The sequence below is a fragment of the Streptomyces sp. NPDC017202 genome, from assembly GCF_044331705.1.
Classification (GTDB): Bacteria; Actinomycetota; Actinomycetes; order Streptomycetales; family Streptomycetaceae; genus Streptomyces.
The window spans coordinates 57497-76759 of the sequence record NZ_JBIRNP010000011.1 but is presented as its reverse complement, the minus strand read 5'-3'; the positions used below and the strand labels follow the sequence as shown (position 1 = coordinate 76759).

Sequence of the window (19263 nt, the reverse complement as noted above, 5' to 3'; positions counted from 1 at the left end):
GGTGGAGGTGAACGGTGATCGTGTCCTCGTACCCGGCGCCACCGGCGTCATCGGCGCCGCCCTCGCCGAGCGGCTGCACGGACTCGGCGCGCGGGTCGCCGTGGCGGGCCGTGACCCGGCCTCCCTGGCGCGGGTCTCCGCCGCCTGCGGCGGTGCGCCGGCCCGTCGCTTCGACGCCTACGACCTGGACGGCTGTGCCCGCACGATCCCCTGGGCGGTCGGCGCGCTCGGCGGTCTGGACACGGTGGTGGTGTGCGTCGGGGCCGCGGGGTTCGGTCCGGCCGAGGCGGTCGGCGACACGGTCGCCGAGCACCTGCTGACGGTCAACGCCCTCGCTCCCGTCGCCTTCCTCCGCGCGGCGCTCACCGTCGTACCGCCGGGCGGCACCCTCGCCGCGGTGACCGGCGTCGTCGTGGACGCCGCACCGGCCGGCATGGCCGACTACACCGCTTCCAAGGCGGCACTGGCGGCCTGGCTGACGTCGGTCCGCCGTGAGCGCCGGCGCACCGGTACGGCGGTCCTGGACATCCGGCTGCCGCACGTGGAGTCGGGGTTCGCGGAACGCGCCGTGGTCGGCCGCGCGCCCGTCCTGCCGCCGGGGCGTACGGTCGACGAGGCGGTGGACATGATCGTCGACGCCCTGACGGCGTCCCGTGTGCCGTCCACCCGGTGACGGCGGCGTACCGGGAGCGCGGCCCGGGACGTCCCCCCTCGAACCGTCCCGAGCCACGCGGGTCCGCGGCCGGTGCGGCTCGACACGTCGGCCCTCACCCCGCACACCTCGCCTCGCACACCCCGCCCCGCGCCCCCCGTCCCGCGGCCCGCGCAGTCCGCGCCGGGAACGGGTGCCCGCCTCGCCGGTGCAACCGTCCCGGGGCCTTCGGCCGAATGATCCACAGGGCGGGCCGGACGCCGGGCGGCGTCGCGGCGCCCGCGGACCGTCACCTGCCGGAGGGAATGCGTGATGAGCGATCGCGGCGAACGGTACACCGGCGGCGTCGAGTCGCTGACCCCACTCGCCCCTCGCCGCCTGCGCCGTGTGCTGTTCCGGCAGTTCTGGCGCGACCTGGTGTTCCTGCACTGGGAGGTCGACCCCTTCGACGTCGCCCGCCTCCTGCCGCAAGGTACGGTCCCGGACCTGTACCGCGGCCGCGCCTACGCGGGCCTGGTGTTCTTCCGCATGGAGGACCTCGCTTTCGGCAACGGCCCGCCGCTGCCGTACCTGGGCACGTTCAACGAGGTCAACGTGCGCCTGTACAGCCGTGACGCGCTCGGCCGGCGCGGTGTCGTCTTCCGCTCGCTCGACTGCGACCGGCTGCTGCCGGTCCTCGCCGCGCGGGCGGGCTTCGGGCTGCCCTACCGATGGGCGCGCGTGTCCCGGCAGTGGCACGGGCGACGTCTGGTGTACCGCACCCGGGGCCGGGTGCACGAGCGTCCGAGCGGCCGGGTCCGGGTCCAGGTGTCGGACGACGCGGTCGGGCCCCGGCCGCTGGACGAGTTCCTGACCCACCGCTGGGGGCTGCACGAACGCGGGCCGACGAGGACGTACTACCTGCCCAACGTCCACCCGGTGTGGACCTTCCGGCGCTGCGACCTCCTCGACTGGGACGCGTCCCTCCTCGCCGCGGCGGGGGTCGCTCCGCTGCGCGCGGAACCCGACAGCGTCCTGTACGCGCCCGGTGTTCCGGTGCGGTTCGGCACGCCCGTGCCGCTGCCGCCGCCGGGCCGCGCGAGGTGAGGGGCGCCGGCCGCCTCAGCGTGCGGGGGCCGGCTCGCCCATGACGGCCAGGAGCCGGGCAGCCGCGTGGTCCGGGCCGCGCTCACCGGCCTGCCGCACCCACCGCCCCATGCGGTCGCGGACGGTCGTGGTCAGGAAGTGCAGCACCGCCGGCACGTCCCGGGGGGACAGGGTGTTCGGGTCCCGTACGACCCCGACACCGGCGCGTTCCGCGTCGCGCGCGACGGCGAACTGATCGCTGGAGAACGGAAGGACCAGCGCGGGGACCCCGAACCGCAGGCACTCGGTGAACGAGTTGTTGCCTCCGTGGTGGACCATCGCGTCCACGTGGGCGAGCAGGGACTGCTGCGGGACGGACGGCGCCACGACGACGCGGTCGCCGGCCAGATCCGCGAGGGCGGCCGTCCGCCGGCCCGCCGCCACGACGACGGCCGTGCTGTCGGTGCCGTCCACCACCCCGGACACGACGGCCCGCAGAACGTCGTCGCGGGCGCTCAGGAAGGTGCCGAGCGCGACGAGGACGACCCGGTCGGCCCGTTCGCGCAGCCGTCGCAGCCGCCGGGACCAGTCGTCGTCCAACGGCTCCACGGCGCCGACCATGTGTCCCGCGTACACATGCTCCGGGCCCGCCGGCGGCACGGGCAGCCAGGGCAGTTCCGGGTAGGAGTACAGGACCGCGTCGGGCGACGTCAGCGCGAAGGCGCGGCCCGGGGTGGGGGCGGCGGGCGCCTCGGTCCGGGCGAACGCCTCGAACAACGCCGTGAACGCGTCGTCGTTCTCGCGGGCCGCGGCCGTCAGGTCGGCCAGTCGCCGCGGGTCGGGCCGCAGGGCGGCGGGCCAGTCGTAGGGCACGCCGAAGTAGCTGTCGGGACCCGCGAGGACGTAGGTCGGATGCCCCGGGCAGAACGTCGCGTACCGCACCCCCAGACAGTGCAGGCCGAGAGTCACCGCGTAACCGAGCTGATCCACCACGTACCAGTCGGGGCGCAACCGCTCGTCGAGGGCACGCAGCTCCGCGAGCACGCCCTCCGGGTCGGCCAGCATGTCGGCCCGGCGGTGGCGGGCCTGCGTCATCAGGGCGGGAACCGCGCCGTGCCGGGTGGCGTCGAGGAACTCGCCCAGCCGGGCCGCCTCCGCGGCCTCCTGCTCCGTGGCCTCCGCCACCCCCGTGTTCGCGTTGCGCGTCACGGTCAGCGGCACGAAACGCGCACCGGCGCGGACCGCGAGATCCTCGAACGCCTCCGAGCACGCGAAGTGCACGTCCGCCCCCCGCTCCCGCAGGGCGGCCGCCAGGACGGACAGGGGGCGGGCGTGGGAGAAGAACGGCGGGCTGATGATCACAATGCGCGGCATACCCCTCCTTCGCGACGGCGCGGTGCCACGGATGCGGCGGGCCCTCGGCGGTACGGGGCGGCGCGGTATGGGACGGGGCGGGACGGGGCGGCACGGGATGGGACGGGGCGGCGCGGCACGGGATGGGACGGGGCGGCACGGCGCGGCGCGGCGCGGGATGGGACGGGCGGGACGGGGCGGCACGGTACGGCGCCCCACGGTACGGCGCGGGCAGGTCGCGCCGGCGCAGGACACGGCAGGCCACGGTGAGGAACGGCAGGTCACGGCAGGTCACGGCAAGGAACGGCAGGACGTGGCCAAGGCGCGCCAGGGCCGCCCGCCGGAGCGCGCGACGGGAGCGGGTGCATCCGGGTGAAGCCTCCCGGGGGAACTCGCAACGTCGTCCGTTCCGCACGAAGGAGACCAGAGTGTCCGCCTCCTCAGCGCCGCCGTGGGACACCACGGAGGCAACGCCGTCCCATGAGGATCCAGACCTGCTCGCCGCCGCGCGGGCCGTCTTCTTCCGCGGCACGCGCGCGGACGGGCCGGGCGGCGCCGCGGCCCGGCCCCCCGGCGGTGAGCTGGCGATGCTGCTGGAGGCCGAGTACGGGCTCGGTCCGCGCCCCGTCCCGCACGGCCCGGCGCCCGCGCTCAGCCGCGAGGACACGGCCGTCGCCTCCCTGCGACGGGCCTGCCGCCTCGCCGTTCCGCTCACCCCCGAGGCCCTGCTCGCCCACGCCCACGGCGGGCCGAGGCTCGGCGCGGTCCTGGCCGAGATGTGGCCCGACACCGTGCGCCGCCACGGCGCGCGGTACGCCGAGGAGACGCTGCGCCACATGCTGCTGCGCGGCGCGCCCGTCGCCGCGCGCACCGCGTTCCTGCTGGACTGCGCCGAAACGGCGGACCTGCGCCCCCTGTCCGCGGCCGAGGCCGCGGCACTCGCCGGGCCCGCCGACCGGGGCGCCCGCCACGCCCTCTGGCGCTACCTGCACCGGCTCCCCGACGGCACCGTCCACCTGCCCGTCGCCGACACCGCGACGGACGCCTACGAGCGACTGCTCCTCGACCCTCCCGGCACCCTCACCGAGGACAGCTGGCAGGCCCCCGGCATCGTCGTCGCGCAGACCATGCTCCAGGGCGACCTGGACACGCCGGGACAGGGACTGAGCGGCGGCATGTCCGTCCTGCTGGGCGGACTCGGGGCCCGGCTCGCCCTCAGCGACGGCATCGCCGGCGTGGTGACGGTGGTGACCGCGGGCCTCGACGGCCTGGCCCGCGACCCCCGTCTGCTGCGGGAGCGCGACCCCGGCCACTGGGTGCTGCGCCTGCCCGTCGACGCGCCCGGGCCGCCCCAGCCGGACGCCTGGCCCGAGCACCGCGCCGCGCTCGCCTGGTGGGCCGCCCGCCTGCTGGGCGCCCTGCCCCGCCCCGTCGACGTCGTGCACGTGCGGTACGCCGACGACGGCAGCCTCGCCCTCGCGCAGGCGACCGCCCGGACGGGAGGACGCCTGTTCTTCACCGCGACCCCCGACCCCCACCGCAACCTGGTACGGAAGTACGCCCGGACCGGACCCCGGGACCCCGAGCGCGCGGAACTGCTGCGCGGCGATCTGCACCGCGTCTTCTGCGCCGACCGCCTGGTGGACCGGGCCGACACCGTGATCGGCATCCCCGGCCGCCCCGGCACCAGTGACCTGCTGCGGCACTTCCCCGTTCTCGGCGACCGGTACGGCCCCACGGGACCGCCCGCACCGCCCGAGGGAATCGCCCCGTACGTACCGGCGGCCGACGAGGCGTCGCTGCGGCGGCGGATGCTGGACGACCTGTTCGCCGACGGCGGCCGGCCGGACGCGCTCGCGCCGGCCGACCGGAGCCTGCCGCTGCTGCTGTGCGTGGGACGGCTCCACCCCGTCAAACAGCAGGACCTGCTCGTGCGCACCTGGCTCACGACGGAGTTGTGGCGTACGACCACGCTGGTCCTCGTCGGAGGAGGCACGGACCGCCCCACCCCGGCCGAACAGCGGATGCGCGACACGCTCAGCGCTCTGCCGGCCGGGCAGGTGGCCGCGACACGGCGCCTCGCGATGCTCCCCGCGATGCCGAACAACGAGGTGAGACGCCTGGAGCGGGCCCTGGCCGACGGCGGCAACGGCGTGCCGACCTGGTACGTGTGCCCGAGCGCCAAGGAGGAGTTCGGGATCGCCGTACTGGAGGCGATGGAGGCCGGACTGCCGGCCGCGGGCCCGCTCCGCGGGGGAGTGGCCCACTATCTGCGCGACGGCGTCAACGGCATCCTGCTCGACACCTCGTCCGCCTCCGGCCTGGCCCGCGGCCTGCACCGGCTGGCGTCCCTGCCCGAGGACCGGCGCGCCCACCTGGCGCGCGCCGCCCGGGAGACGGTGACGACCCGCTACTCGGTGGCGGACATGGCGGAGGCCCTGGCCGCCGAGTACCGGGCGACGCCGCGCGGCTCCGCCGACGCGTGACGGCCGCCACCGGGTGAGTGCGCCGCGCCCGACGAGGCCACCTCGCCGGGTGACGCGGGGCGGTGTGGGGGAGCACGCGGGGCGGCGCCGGGGAGTGCGCCGGGTGACGCGGGGCGGCGCCGGGGGGAGAGAGCGTGCCGCGCCCGGATGCCGCGGGGCCCCGACGGGACGGCCCGCCCGGTGGTACGGGCGGGCCGTCCCGGTGCCGGGGCCGGCTCACAAAGTGATGACGCGCACCAGGAAGAACGCGGCGACGAGCAGGCAGCCGGCCGTGATCAGGAACAGCCAGATGCGCGGGTGCTCCCAGATGCCGCCGTCCGGTCGTTCGCAGTGCGCCTCGGCGGTCGATCCCTCCACGGGAGGGGTCTCGCCGGGAGGAGGCAGTGGCTCGCTCATGGTCACACCTCGTGGAGGGAACCGGAGAGGGGCCCGTCGGCGCGGGTCGCCTCCCGGTCCTCGTAGTTCGCCAGGGCGAGCCCCAGACCGAAGAACGTGGGAGCCCACTCGCCGACGAAGATGCCCCAGCGGTCGGCGCGCTCCAGGCTCTCGTTCCTGCTGGAGGTGAGCCAGGACACGAGGGACAGGCCGATCGAGGCGGTGGCCGCCAGGTAGGCGTGCTCGCTCGTGACGCCGGCCTCGTGCAGCTTCTTGACGATCATGAATTCTCCTCGGGCGGTGGGAAGAGTCGCATCCCGTCCGGTTGCGACAAAAGCCGCATATCGGGATGAGGTTCACGACCAGTTCTATCCGAGGACGGCACTCGGATGCGTCTGCCCACCGGGCCGCGGGGCGCGCGGAACCCCCGGACGGCAAGAGGGCCGGGCTCGGCCCGTCCGACGCCGTCGTACCGCCGACCGGGTGAATCCGGCCGGGGTGCATCCGTTCCCGGGACTCCCGGCGAAGTGGTTCGTGCAGGGGACAAGGGCTCTCGTTCCGAACCCCGAGCCGGAACGAGAGCCCGCCTCCGCCCAGCCCCTGTCCCGGGCGTCCCCCTCCCTGAACCCTCTCTCCGTCCCCGTTTGCCGGATGCCCTGGCGGGGACCCGGGGGCCGGCAGCCGTACGGCGACCGCCCGGCGTCCGCGTTCTCGGGCCCGGCCCCTCGGGCGAGTCGGAACCGGAACGGCGAGCGCACACGGACGAGGGTGACGGAACCGACCCGCTGACGCAGCGGGACAGGAACGGGCGCGAACCATGGGCACAACAGTCGGCAGCCGTTTCACCGGACGCCTGGAGCGATTCCTCCGGGGCACGCGACGCGACTACTCGGCCGGGCACGAGCGGCCGCTGGGCGGCTATCTCACGGCCATGGCGGGATTCGGGGCGTACACGGCGGTCTGGGCGACGGCGGTACGGCTGCGGCGTCGCCCCCTGCCCGACCGGCCGGAACCCTGGGACGTGATCCTGACCGCGGTGGCCACCTTCCGGCTCAGCCGGCTGCTGAGCAAGGCGTCGGTGACCAGCCCGCTCAGGGCCCCCTTCACGCGGTACGTCGGTCCGCAGGGCCCGGCCGAACTGCACGAGGAAGCACGCGCCGACGACGGCAGGGACGCCGTCGGCGAACTGGTGACCTGCCCGTTCTGCATGAGCGTCTGGGTGGCCTCGACCCTGACCGCGGGCCAGCTGCTCTGGCCGCGCGGCACGCGGACGGCCATGGGGGCGCTCACCGCACTGGCCGGGGCGGACGCGCTGCAACTGGCCTACGGCGCCTTGACGGACAAGGTCACCGGCGGCGAGTAGCCCGCCGCCGCACCCCACGACACCTTCGCCACCGGCCGCACCGGCCGCACCGGCCGCACCGGCCGCACCGGCCGCACCGGCCGCACCGGCCGCACCGGCCGCACCGGCCGCACCGGCGGCCCGGTCAGGAGTGCCGTGGGGGGCACGCGTCGTGAACGGCGCGGTGTTCCCGGCCCGTCAGCCGGGCAGGTGCCGTACCAGTTCCCGGACGAACGTCTCGGCCGCCGGTGACGTCCACCGTCTGCGGTGGCGGGCCAGCCGCACCGGAGCATCGGCGAACCGCGGTCCGCCGAGGCGCAGCAGCCGTCCGTCGCGCAGGTGGTCCCGCACGGTCGTCAGGGGCAGCAGGGTCACTCCCAGCCCGGCGGTCACGCAGGAACGCGCCGCGTCCACACTCCCGAAGCGGGTCAGGCGCGGCCGGGCGCCGGGCACGGCGAGCAGCCGGCGCTCCAGCCCGTCGCTGTAGGAACAGCCCTCTTCCAGCAGGAAGACGTCCTCGCCGGAGAGTTCCTCCCATGTCGGCGCGTCGGCCCGCGCGGCGAGCGGGTGGCCGGGCGCGCAGACGAGAGCGAGGGGCTCGCGGGCGATCGGTTCGGTGGTCACATCGGGGAAGTCGGCTTCCTCCTCCAGCAGCAGGGCCAGGTCCAGGCGTCCGGACCGCAGTCCCTCGACACACCGCGCGGTGCCGCCCGCGTACAGCTGGACGTCCACCTCGGGGTGGCTCGTGCGCAGGGCGGCGACCACGCCCGGCAGCCGCGTCGTGCACAGCGACTCGGGGGTGCCGACGACCACGCGTCCCCCCGCGGCCCCGTCGCCGGCACCGTCCGCCCGCAGCCGCGCGACGGCGTCGAGCACGTCCTCGGCCCTCTCCAGCAGGCGTCGGCCGGTCCCGGTGAGCAGCGCGCCCGTGGGCAGGCGGTCGAACAGCCGGACGCCGAGTTCCCGCTCCAGGGCGCGGATGTGCACGGTGACCGTCGACTGGGCGAGGTGCAACTCGGCGGCGGCGGCCGTGAAACTGCCCGTCCGGGCGAGGGCGGTGAAGGTGTGCAGCAAGCGGGTGTCCACGCCTCCAGGATATGTGAGTTGCCGATGGGCTGCATCGACATCCATCGTTGGACTCGATCGGTGCCGGGATGGGAGCGTGGACGACATGACCAGCGAAACCAGCGAGACCACCCGAACCGGCGACACCACCGCGACCAGCCCCGCCGACCACGTCCGGCCGCCCGCGGAGGTCCTGCGGTACGCGGCCTTCACCCGTGATCCGGCGGGAGGCAACCCCGCCGGTGTCGTGCTCGACGCCCGCGGGCTCGACGACGCGACGATGCTCGCCGTCGCCGCCCGGGTCGGCTACTCCGAGACCGCCTTCGTCACCAGCGGTACCGGCCGGGACGAGGCGTCCCGGCGGTTCGGTGTCCGCTACTTCAGCCCGCTCGCCGAGGTGGCCTTCTGCGGGCACGCGACCCTCGCCCTGGCCGTCGCCCTCGCCGAGCGGACGGGCCCCGGCGAGATCCTCCTCGACACGGCGGCGGGCGAGATCCCCGTGGCCGTCACGGAGGACGAAGGCGCCGTGCTGGCCACGCTCACCAGCGTCGCGACCCGCTCCCGCCCCGCCCGGAGCACCGAACTGGACGAGACGCTGAAAGCCCTGGGCTGGGACGCCGGCGACCTGGACCCCGAACTGCCGCCGCACGTGGCGTTCGGCGGCAACGACCACCTGGTGCTGGCCGCCGCCTCCCGGGAACGCCTGGCGTCCCTCGCCTACGACTTCGACGGCCTCGCCGACGTGATGCGGCGTCACGGCTGGACCACCGTGATGCTCGTGTGGCGCGAGACACCGGAGCGCTTCCACGTCCGCAACCCGTTCCCGGTCGGTGGCGTCGTGGAGGACCCGGCGACCGGAGCGGCGGCCGCGGCGTTCGGCGGGTACCTCCGCACGCTCGGCCTCGTCACCCGTCCCACCAGGATCAGCATCCGGCAGGGAGAGGACATGGGCCGCCCCAGCGACCTGCTGATCGACGTCGACCCCAGGAACCCCCACACACGCGTCACGGGGCAGGCCGTTCCGATGGACCAGGGGGTGTCTCTTTGAGCGGTCGGCCAGTCGATCGGCTGCGTCTGTCCGCAGAGTGATCACTGATGTGGTGCGGCCCCGGGTCGAGCCGTCGATGCCGGTCGACCGGTTCGCCGGGCATGATCGGGTGCCCCGCGTAACGGATGCCCCGGCGCCGCAGGTGGCTGCGGACGGCACGTGAGGAACAAGCGCGATCGGCCAAAACGGCCAGGGGTCGCGTCCGCGGCCTGCCCGGACCGGCCCGGGCACCGCGAGGAGGCCACAGCGATACGTCCCCCGTCTTCCGGATCGCGGCACGAGTGCACCGGTGAGGACTAAGCGGCCCGTGTGCCGGGAACTCGGCGTGGGCACTGATCGCCGCGGGTCTTCGACCGGGCGGCCGATCGTCCGGTGGAAAAGGGAGAGCCGTGGCCGTTCGCATAGGGGTAGAGGAAGAATTCCATGTCGTGGACATCGAGAGCGGGCTGCTCGTGCCGCGCGCGGGTGAGGTCCTGGGCCGGCTCCGCCGCAGACCCGATGTCACCGCGGAACTGCAGCAGTCGGCCGTCGAATGGAACAGCCGGGTGCACTCCTCGCTGGACTCCCTGCACGCCGACATCGTCAAGGCACGACTGCGGCTCGACGCGGCGGCCTCCCCCCTCGGACTGGCCGTCGTGGCGGCCGGGACCGTGCCGCTCGCGCGGGTGACCTCCGGCGACACGACCGCCGACCCCCGCTACCGGCACATGGCCGACGAGTACCGGCAGGTCGCCGACGAGCACCTGGTCTGCAGCGCACAGGTCCACGTCGACGTACCCGATCGCGACACGGCCGTACGGATCATGTGCGCCGTCTCGCCCTGGCTGCCCCCGCTGCTCGCCCTGTCCGCCAGCTCGCCCTTCTGGCTCGGGGCCGACACCGGATACGCCGGCTGGCGCACGATGCTGTGGCAGCGGTGGCCCACCGCGGGACCGGCCGGCTGCTTCGCCCGGGCCGAGGACTACGACGCCGCCGTCTCGGGCCTCGTCCGCTCCGGCGTGATCAGCGATCCGGGGATGGTCTACTACGACGTACGGCCGTCCGATCACCAGCGGACGCTGGAGCTGCGCATCTGCGACGCCTGCCCGCGTGCCGAGACGGTCGTCCTCGTGGCCGGGCTGTTCCGTGCCCTGGTCGAGGACGCGCGCGCCCGGCTGGAACAGCCCGGCGCCCAGGACTGCGACGGACGGCACGAAGGGCTGCGGGCCGCGAACTGGCGGGCGGCCCGGAGCGCTCTGGAAGGCCCCCTGGTCGACCCCGCCACCGGCCTCCCCGCGCCCGCCCCCGCCGTCCTGCGCGGCATGCTCCGGCGACTGCGCCCGGCCCTGGAGGCCGCCGGCGACTGGGACACCGTGTGCGCCCTCATGGAGGAAGCCCTGGCCCACGGAAGCGCCGCGCACCGGCTGCGCGGGGTCGTCGAGGAGGAAGGCCTCCTCGCCGGCGTCGAGACCCTCGTCGAGGAGACCCGCGGCGGGCGCAGGCAGCGGCCCGCACCGGCGGCCGCACACCGGCCCGTCGCGGCGACCGGTGCCGCCCCGGCAGGGGGTCCGGCACCGGGCCGGCAGGCGACCCTGCACGGCTGACACCCCGCGGCCCCGCCGACGGAACAACCCGCGGCCGCGCCGACAGGACAAGCAGAGCCGACAGGACAAGCAGAGCCGACAAGACAAGCAGAGGAGAGCAGCTCACCATGCCCAGCAGCAGTACCGCCCCGCACCGAACCGGCTCGTCCACGTGCTCGTGCTCGCCCGGTGACCCGCCGGCGACCACGTCACGCCGGGCCGACGGCGCCCGGCGAGGGGGTGGGATCTGATGTGCGGCCTCAGCGGAGAGGTCCGCTTCGACGGCGGACGACCCGACCTGGCGGCGGTCGAGCGCATGACCGACCGGCTCGCCGCCAGGGGACCGGACGGCAGGGGGCTGTGGTCGCAGGGCCCTGTCGCCCTGGGCCACCGCCGGTTGAAGATCATCGACCTGTCGGAGTGCGGGGCCCAGCCGATGACCGACCCCGCGGCGCGGATCGCCGGTGTCTTCAACGGCTGCATCTACAACTACCGGGAACTGCGTGACGAACTGCGCGGTCTCGGTCACCGCTTCTTCTCCGGCTCCGACACCGAGGTGGTGCTCAAGGCGTACCAGCAGTGGGGCACCGCCTGCGTCGACCGCCTGTACGGCATGTTCGCCTTCGTCATCGTCGAACAGGCCACCGGACGGGTCGTCCTGGTACGTGACCGGCTGGGCATCAAGCCGCTCTACCTCACCGAGACCCCGGGGCGGCTGCGCTTCGCGTCCTCGCTGCCGGCGCTCCTCGCCGGGGGCGGCGTCGACACCTCGCTCGACCCCGTCGCGCTGCACCAGTACATGAGCTGGCACGCCACGGTCGCCGCACCCCGCACCGTCCTGGCGGGCGTGCGCAAGCTGCCCCCGGCCACCGTGCGCGTCGTGGAGCCCGACGGCCGCCACCGCGACATCCGCTACTGGCAGCCGTCGTACACCCGGCGGGACGAGTACGCGCACCTGGGCCCGGACGACTGGCGGGACGCGGTGCTCGACGCGCTGCGCACCGCGGTACGGCGCCGGATGGTCGCCGACGTGCCCGTGGGCGTCCTCCTGTCGGGCGGCCTCGACTCCAGCCTGATCGTGGCGCTGCTCGCCGACGAGGGACAGCGCGACCTCGCGACGTTCAGTGTGGGCTTCGAGTCGGAGGGCGGCGAGGAGGGCGACGAGTTCCCGTACTCGGACCTGGTCGCCCGGCACTTCGGGACGGACCACCACCAGCTGATGGTGCCCTCGGACCGCGTGTCGACCGCGCTGGACGCGGCGATCGAGGCGATGAGCGAGCCGATGACCAGCCACGACGTGGTGGCCTTCCATCTGCTGTCGGAGCAGGTGGCGAAGGAGGTGAAGGTCGTCCAGAGCGGTCAGGGCGCGGACGAGGTCTTCGCCGGCTACCACTGGTACCCGGACCTGGCGGCGGTCCCGAGGCAGCGTGAACCCGAGAGGTACGCCGACACGTACTTCGACCGGTCGCACGCCGACCTCGCCGGCGTCCTCCAGCCGCATCTGCTGCCCGATCACGACGTGTCCCACCGCTTCGTGGTGGAGCACATGGCGGAGCCGGGCGCCGAGACCGCCCTCGACGCGGCGCTGCGGCTCGACACCCACGTGATGCTGGTCGACGACCCGGTCAAGCGGGTCGACAACATGACCATGGACTGGGGGCTGGAGGCCAGGGTCCCCTTCCTCGACCACGAACTGGTGGAGCTCGCCGCCGCCTGCCCGCCGGAGCTGAAACTCGCCGACGGCGGCAAGGGGGTCCTCAAGGCCGCCGGCCGCGAGGTCCTGCCCGCGGAGGTCGTCGACCGGCCCAAGGGCTACTTCCCTGTCCCGGCGGTCAAGCACATGGCGGGCCCCGTCCTGGAGCGGGTCCGCGAGGCGCTGGCCGCCCCCGCGGCCAGGTCACGGGGCGTCTTCCAGGACGCGTACCTGAACAGGCTCCTGTCGGCTCCCGACGATCACCGGACCAGGCGTGGGGCGAACGCGCTGTGGCAGGTGGCCCTGCTGGAGACATGGCTGCAGACGCACGGAATCACATGACCGGCGCACCGGGTCCGCATCCCCCGACCCCGATGACGGGAGCCCGGCCGCACCCGCACGGGAGCCCGCCCCCCGGCACCCCCGACGGCACGGATCCCGCCGGGGCGATGCCGCGGCTGTCCCGCCACGACGGCCCGGCGTCCCGGGCGGGCACCGCGACGACCGGTGGCCGCACCGGCCCGGCCGGCGCCGGCCCGGTACCGGCCTCCACCGGCCCGGTACCGGCCTCCACCGACCCGGTACCGGCCCCCACGGGCCCCGTACCGGCCTCCACGAGTCCGGTGTCCGTGCCCCTGCCCGACACCGCCGGGCCGCGGGACACCCCCCGGTGGCTGACGTCCCACGGCTGCTGGTACCCCTCGGTCGACCCGAGCGGCAGGTTCGTCGCGTTCATCTGCGACCGGGGCGGCGTGCCGCAACTGTGGACGGGACCGGTCGACGGACACGAGGTGCACCTGCTCGACTCCGACCCCCACCCGGTGAAGGAAGTGGCCTGGTCGCCGGACGGCCGCTGGATCGCCTACACCACGGCCCCCGGAGGGGGCGAACACACCCGCGTGCTGTGCGTACGCCCCGACGGAACCGGGCGGCGCGTCCTCGCCGGCGCCGAGCCGGGCAGTTCGGCGCACCTCGGCTGCTGGCAGCACGACGGCACGGCGCTGGCCGTCACCGTCGCCGAGCCGGTCGCCGCGCGGCGCGCGGGCGACCCGGAGGAGGGACCCGCTCACGAGGGCCTCGCCGATCCCGGCACGTACACCGCCCCGCGGGCCGCCGGCTGGGCCTCCCGGGACGGCCGGGCCGTCCTGCTGGGCAGCCCGCACCCCTCGGAGGCCGGTCCCGCCGCCCACCCCGGGGAAAGGGACGAGGGCGCCCGGGGGCCGCTGCGGCAGGACGTGCCCTCCGTGCCGCCGCGGCACGAGACTTCCCGGACCGTCCCCTCCCGCGCCCCGGACGCCGTACCCGCCGTGTCGGCGCGCACGGACGCCCGGCTCGGCGACGTCGCGACGGGCCGTGGCGCGGGAGCCCCCGGCCCGCACGGCGCGGGCGGCCCGGACGGGACGGCCGGCGGGGGACTGGCCGCCTACCTCGTCGACCCCGAGGGGGTGACGGCCCCCGTCCTGCTGGCGGTCGAGCGCGCCGCCGCCACGCTGCGCGTCTGCGACATCAGCCGGGACGGGCGGCTGGCACTGCTACGGCGCGGCCCGCGCGGCCGGCGCGAAGCCCTCGTGGTCCGCACCGCCGACCTGCGGACCACCTACGCGCTGCCGGTCGCCGACGGTGATCCGTGGGTCGGTCGTTTCTCGCCGGACGGCAGGACGCTGTGGCTGCGCAGCGACGCGGCACGCGAGTTCGCCGCGCTGTTCGCCGTCCGCCTCTCTCCCGAGGGGGAGGGGCGGGCACCGGTCGTCGCCGCCGAGCGCGCGGACCGCGGACTGGAACTGCTGGCCTTCGGCCGTGACGGGCACACCGCGGCCCTGGCCTGGAACGCGCGCGGCGCGAGCGAGCTGGAGATCCTCGCCCTCGCCCCGGCCGGGGGCACCGGGGACGCCCTGGCGGGCCCGCCGCGGGCGGTGCCGCTGCCGCACGAAGTGGTGACCCGCATCGCGCCGGCCGAGAACCGGGCGGGACCGGTGCTGGCACTGTCCGGATCACAGCGGCGCCCCGGCGTGTGGTGGCTCTCCGACGGCACCGCGCTGCGCACCCCGTGGTCGTCCCGGGACGAGGACGCCGTCCCGCCCGGCCGTCCCCCCGTACGTCCCGTACCGGTGCGGCTGACGGCGCGCGACGGACTGCCGCTGAGCGGCTGGTACTACCGCGCGCCGGGCCGGGGGCCGGGGGAACCGGCGCCCTGCGTGATCCACCTCCACGGCGGACCGGAGGAGCAGGAGAGGCCGGTGTTCAATCCGCTCTACCACGAGCTGCTGGGCCGGGGCCTGGACGTCTTCGCTCCCGACGTGCGCGGCTCCTCGGGCCACGGCCGGTCGTTCGTCGACGCCGACCTCGGCACCGGACGCTTCGCCGCGATCCAGGACGTGGCCGACTGCGCCGCCCACGCCGTGGTGGCCCGTCTCGCCGACCCCCGGCGGCTGGCCGTGATGGGACGCTCGTACGGCGGCTACCTGGTGATGGCCTCCCTGGTGCGGCACCCGGACCTCTTCCGCACCGGCGTCGCGGCCTGCGGGATGTCCGACTTCGCGACCTTCTACGCCGGTACCGAGCCGTGGATCGCGGAATCGGCGGCGCACAAGTACGGCCACCCGGAACACGACCGCGAACTGCTCCGCGCGCTGTCCCCGATGACCGGGATCGACGCGCTGCGGGTGCCGGTCCTCGCCGTGCACGGCGAACACGACACCAACGTGCCGCCCGGCGAATCCGAACAGTTCGTGCGCGCGGCCCGCGAACGCGGCGTGACGGCCGAACTGCTCACCCTGCGCAACGAGGGCCACGACTTCCTGCGCGCGGACAGCCGGCGGATCTACCGCCGGGCCGCGGCCGACTGGATCGAGCGCCACCTCGCGGGGTGACCCCGCCGTCGGGCGCCCCGGGGTGCGCCGGCCGTGCACCGCCGGCTCGCCTCCGCACCGGAAGGGACCGTGTCCGGCCCCGGCCCCTCGCCGGTGACGCCGCTGCCGGAGCCCCTCGGACGGCTCCGGCGGGCCGGCGGCCCCGCTGCCACCGGGCGGGCCCGGCCTCACAACGGTCCGGACGGCGACCCGTCCCCGGGACCGGGCCCGGCCCGCGAAGCCCGCCGCGGGAGCGATGTGCTCACCTCGCTCGAGCTCTCGTCGGCACAGGTGCCGGGTTAGTGTGGAAGCGGTCGCGGCACTCGCGGGCGGCCCGGATCCGCGTCTCGTTCCCCGGCGATCGACACCGCCGGACGGGCGTGGGCGCGTCGCGAACCCGGCCACGGCAGTGACCTCAGGGGAACAGAGGGCGGTCGATGACGACGATCGGCGTGGAAGAGGAATACCTGCTGGTCGACCCCGCCGCGGGCCTTCCGGTGCCGTACTCGGAGAAGGTGCGTGCGGCGGCGGACCTGGCCGCTCTCACGGGCGGCAAGGAGGTCCAGTCCGAACTGCTCCAGGTCCAGGTCGAGGTGGGGACCCCGGTGTGCGACACGCTGGAGGAGGTCGGCGGGCACCTGCTGCGCCTGCGGCACGCGGTCGGCGCGGCCGCCGAGGAGCACGGCTGCCGGATGGTGGCCGTGGGGACGCCGCCGCTGCGGGACGCCGGGCCCGTGGGCGTCACCGACGAGGCGCGTTACCGCGCCATGATGGTGCAGGCGCCTCAGCTGGTGGCGGAACAGCTGGTCAACGGCATGCACGTGCACGTCGCCGTGCCCAGCCGGGAGGCGGGCGTGCAGGTGCTCAACCGGATCCGGGTCTGGCTGCCGGTGCTGACGGCGATGTCGGCCAACTCCCCGCTGTGGGACGGCCACGACACCGGGTTCGCCAGCTGGCGCACGGTGATCTTCAGCCGCTGGCCGGTCACCGGCGTCACCCCCTCCTTCCGCGACGCGGCGGACTACGACCGCCGGTTGCAGCGCATGGTGGAGAGCGGCCTGATCTCGGACACCGGGCAGGTGTACTGGCAGGCCCGTCTCTCGGAGCGCTATCCCACGGTCGAGGTGCGCTGTCCGGACGTCCAGCTCCACGCCGACGACGCCGTCATGCTCGCCGGGATCGTCCGGGCTCTGGTGGAGACGGCCCTGGCCGAGGCGGCCGCCGACCAGGAACCGCCGTCGGACCGGGCGCCGGAACTGCTGCAGGCCGCCATGTGGCACGCCGCCCGGCACGGGCTCGACGACACCCTGGTCGACCCGAACGGCGACCGGCGCCGCGCCGGCGACGTGCTGTGCGGGCTGCTGCGGCACATCGCCCCCGCGCTCGACGCCGCCGGCGACACCCGGCAGGTCACGTCCCTCCTCCACCGCCTCCTCCAGGACGGGACCGGCGCCGACCGGCAACGGGCCGCCCTCGCACAGGGCGGTGTACGCGCGGTCGTCGACCTGCTCACCGGTGAGAGCACCGCGCCGTGAGCGCTGGGGCGGGTCTGCGGCTTCGCCACCGACAGGGCCGGCCCCCGTCGGTTCGGCCCGTCACCGGAACCCCCTGAGCCGGTCTCACACGCGAGTTGCCCTATACCGACGCCGTGTGTTCCGTCCAGCTGGTTCGCCGTCTTTCACTCCATCGAGCAGCTGAGGGGGAAACCTGCCCCGTCGCATCACGGCGGCAGTACTTTTGCCGTCGCGACCCTCGACACGGGAGTGACCGGCGGCCATGCTCGGCACCCCGTCAGGCCTCGCCCGCAGGGAGTGGCGGCCGTGTGCCGAGGCGGCCGGAGCGACCGGTGGGGCCGATGCGGGCCGACGTGCCCGGAGCCGCCCGGCGGCATGCTACGACAGGGAATTGACGGACCATCAGGGGGAGCGACGTGTCTGGCGTGAGCCTTCCGGAACACCGCTACAGCCGTACGGAGGCCACCCGCCTGCTGTGCGCCGGTGTCTACCAGGACGCGGGCTTCCGCCGACGCGTCATCGAGGAACTGCTCGATCACCGTGAGCGGCCGGTCGCCGCGCCCAACGGGGTCGACGTCCTGCCCGTGCTGTCCCACGCCCTGCGGGTGACCCGGCAGGAGGCGCGCGCCGCACTGCTGATGCTCGGAGCCTGGGCGGGCTTCTTCCTGTCCGACGTGATCATGTTCTGGGACAGCCTCTCCGACCGCTGGGGGGACGGCGCCGACGTCGACTTCGACGACGTGATCGCCGCGTTCTTCGAAGGCGACGACCGGCTCACCGGCGGGATGCCGCTGCCCTGGTCCGTGCTGTACGCGATGGTCTGCCTGGCACTGTGGTTCGCCCGGACCGCCAGCGGCGGCGGCAGCGCCGCCCGTTCCGCGGGGTTACCCGACCCGGTCGCCAAGGCCGCCGACGGCGCCGGTTCCCTGGTCTCCCTGGGAGCCGGGGCGTTCGCCCTCTTCTACTGGTTCTGGTACGTCCGCGGCGTACTCGGCGGCGACGTCCAGACGCCGTACCCGCTCCTGTTCCCCCTCGCGATGGCGCTCATCGCCTGGTGGTACCAGACCTGGCAGCGCAAGGCCCTGTGCCTTCGGCTGGCCCGCTGGACCTTCCCCACCGCCGCCCAGCCGGAACTGCCCGCCGGGCACCTGTACGAGATGGTGCGCGACGACGTCCGCCGGGAGCAGGAGGCCGCGCTCACGCTGTACGGCGACGACAGCCCGTTCGTCGGCCTCGGGGTCCAGGGAACCCCCTGGTCGTTCGCGATGGAACTGCGCAAGCGCGCCCCGGGGGCCGACGGGGCCGACACCGCGGACGCCGTTCCCGACAGCACCGACGGCACGGTGGTGCCCCACCAGGTCAGCGGCCCCCTGACCGCCGATTCCGCGCTCTCCATGATCGAACCGCAGCTGACCCGGCTGCGCGAGTCCGCCGCCCTGAGCGGCCGCGACCGGCTCCGCGACCTGGAGGTCGAGCGGTTCGTCTACCTGCCGGGAGGCGTGGCGCGCGACGAGGAACTGGAGGTCGGCGGCGCCCCCGACCCGGCCGCCCTCCCGCACGGCACCGGCCGGGGCCTGTCCGTCTACGACCCCGCCCAGGTCGCCGCCCATCTCCGCGAAGCCGTCGACGAAGGGGGCGAGGGGCGGCGCGTGTTCCTGCGCGTCCGTGTCGGCGCCTGGCACGAACAGGTCGTCGTCACCGTCCTCGTCCGCGTGCACACCCAGGGCCGCATGCTCATGCTCGAAGTGCTCCCCTTCGTCCTCAGCCCCGTCCGCACGGACTTCCGCTCCGTCGACACCTTCGTGGACAAGCTTCCCGAGACCTGGATCCGCGCCGCCCTGCGCGCCCTGCGACAGGCGCCGGCGATCGGGGTCGACACCGGCATCGGCGGACTCGCCACCCTGAACAACGCCGTCACGACGGGCTGGAAGGACAGCGGGACACTCCCGGACGTGCCGCGCGTCTCCCTGCGCGAACTGGTGAGCACCGACCGGCTGTCGGCCTTCCAGCGGATGGACAGCACCCGCTACGTGAAGACGATCCAGGAACGCATCGTCAACGGAGTCCGCGAGGCCCTCAAAACCCACGGCTACCGCACCGAGGAGTTCGAGCAGCACGTCTACCAGCTCAGCGGCGGCAGCGTCTTCATCAAGGACATGTCCGGCGGCGCGGTGGCCACCGGCAGCCACGGCAGCGCCGCCCACCACACCGGCACACCGCCGTCGGCGACCCGCGCCGGCCACACCCCCTGAGACGCGC

At 75.0% G+C, this 19263-nt stretch carries 14 protein-coding genes and 1 pseudogene; 10 read left to right on the top strand and 5 right to left on the bottom strand.

Annotated features, from left to right (window positions below; genetic code table 11):
* Window positions 1–7: 7 nt before the first annotated feature.
* Window positions 8–673: an SDR family NAD(P)-dependent oxidoreductase gene (locus ACH4N1_RS21940; RefSeq protein WP_398099307.1), complete on the top strand. Its 666-nt coding sequence runs from the start codon at window positions 8–10 to the stop codon at window positions 671–673.
* A 291-nt stretch (window positions 674–964) separates the two neighbouring features.
* Window positions 965–1738: a YqjF family protein gene (locus ACH4N1_RS21935; RefSeq protein ID WP_398099305.1), complete on the top strand. Its 774-nt coding sequence runs from the start codon at window positions 965–967 to the stop codon at window positions 1736–1738.
* 15 nt (window positions 1739–1753) lie between these two features.
* Here ACH4N1_RS21935 and ACH4N1_RS21930 read toward each other — a convergent pair whose 3' ends face one another.
* Window positions 1754–3091 carry a glycosyltransferase gene (locus ACH4N1_RS21930; RefSeq protein WP_398099303.1) on the bottom strand — a complete coding sequence of 446 codons (1338 nt, stop codon included), beginning with the start codon at window positions 3089–3091 and terminating at the stop codon, window positions 1754–1756.
* Between the two features lie 407 nt (window positions 3092–3498).
* Here ACH4N1_RS21930 and ACH4N1_RS21925 point away from each other — a divergent pair, with 407 nt between their 5' ends.
* Window positions 3499–5556, top strand: a complete 2058-nt coding sequence (locus ACH4N1_RS21925; RefSeq protein WP_398099302.1) for a glycosyltransferase family 4 protein — start codon at window positions 3499–3501, stop codon at window positions 5554–5556.
* A gap of 216 nt (window positions 5557–5772) precedes the next feature.
* Here the strand turns inward: ACH4N1_RS21925 and ACH4N1_RS21920 are convergent, their stop codons facing one another.
* The gene (locus tag ACH4N1_RS21920; protein WP_366058630.1) at window positions 5773–5952 is read right to left on the bottom strand and encodes a DUF6480 family protein; all 180 of its coding nucleotides are present in this window, start codon (window positions 5950–5952) and stop codon (window positions 5773–5775) included.
* A gap of 2 nt (window positions 5953–5954) precedes the next feature.
* Window positions 5955–6215 carry a hypothetical protein gene (locus ACH4N1_RS21915; RefSeq protein ID WP_398099300.1) on the bottom strand — a complete coding sequence of 87 codons (261 nt, stop codon included), beginning with the start codon at window positions 6213–6215 and terminating at the stop codon, window positions 5955–5957.
* 533 nt (window positions 6216–6748) lie between these two features.
* Between ACH4N1_RS21915 and ACH4N1_RS21910 the strand changes: the two genes are divergently transcribed.
* Complete coding sequence (locus tag ACH4N1_RS21910) at window positions 6749–7294, top strand: DUF1360 domain-containing protein (RefSeq protein WP_398099298.1); 546 nt, start codon at window positions 6749–6751, stop codon at window positions 7292–7294.
* A 177-nt stretch (window positions 7295–7471) separates the two neighbouring features.
* Here the strand turns inward: ACH4N1_RS21910 and ACH4N1_RS21905 are convergent, their stop codons facing one another.
* The gene (locus ACH4N1_RS21905; protein WP_398099296.1) at window positions 7472–8359 is read right to left on the bottom strand and encodes a LysR family transcriptional regulator; all 888 of its coding nucleotides are present in this window, start codon (window positions 8357–8359) and stop codon (window positions 7472–7474) included.
* An 85-nt stretch (window positions 8360–8444) separates the two neighbouring features.
* Between ACH4N1_RS21905 and ACH4N1_RS21900 the strand changes: the two genes are divergently transcribed.
* Window positions 8445–9386: a PhzF family phenazine biosynthesis isomerase gene (locus ACH4N1_RS21900; RefSeq protein WP_398099294.1), complete on the top strand. Its 942-nt coding sequence runs from the start codon at window positions 8445–8447 to the stop codon at window positions 9384–9386.
* A 121-nt stretch (window positions 9387–9507) separates the two neighbouring features.
* Here the strand turns inward: ACH4N1_RS21900 and ACH4N1_RS21895 are convergent.
* Window positions 9508–9621: pseudogene (locus ACH4N1_RS21895) on the bottom strand (IS5/IS1182 family transposase); the annotation flags it as partial.
* A gap of 154 nt (window positions 9622–9775) precedes the next feature.
* Here ACH4N1_RS21895 and ACH4N1_RS21890 point away from each other — a divergent pair.
* The 5 genes from ACH4N1_RS21890 to ACH4N1_RS21870 all read left to right on the top strand — a co-directional run bounded on the left by ACH4N1_RS21890 (window position 9776) and on the right by ACH4N1_RS21870 (window position 19256).
* Window positions 9776–10969: a glutamate--cysteine ligase gene (locus tag ACH4N1_RS21890; RefSeq protein ID WP_398099292.1), complete on the top strand. Its 1194-nt coding sequence runs from the start codon at window positions 9776–9778 to the stop codon at window positions 10967–10969.
* A 229-nt stretch (window positions 10970–11198) separates the two neighbouring features.
* Window positions 11199–12983 carry an N-acetylglutaminylglutamine amidotransferase gene (locus ACH4N1_RS21885; protein WP_398099290.1) on the top strand — a complete coding sequence of 595 codons (1785 nt, stop codon included), beginning with the start codon at window positions 11199–11201 and terminating at the stop codon, window positions 12981–12983.
* A complete protein-coding gene (locus ACH4N1_RS21880; RefSeq protein ID WP_398099288.1) occupies window positions 12980–15511 on the top strand; it encodes an alpha/beta fold hydrolase in 2532 nt (843 codons plus the stop codon). The genes ACH4N1_RS21885 and ACH4N1_RS21880 overlap by 4 nt, the downstream gene beginning before the upstream one ends.
* A 416-nt stretch (window positions 15512–15927) precedes the next feature.
* Window positions 15928–17025, top strand: coding sequence for a glutamate--cysteine ligase (locus tag ACH4N1_RS21875; RefSeq protein ID WP_398099286.1), 1098 nt, complete (start codon window positions 15928–15930; stop codon window positions 17023–17025).
* Window positions 17026–17429: 404 nt separating this feature from the next.
* Entirely contained in the window at window positions 17430–19256 is a 1827-nt protein-coding gene (locus ACH4N1_RS21870) for a hypothetical protein (RefSeq protein ID WP_398099285.1), read from the top strand.
* Window positions 19257–19263 lie beyond the last annotated feature (7 nt).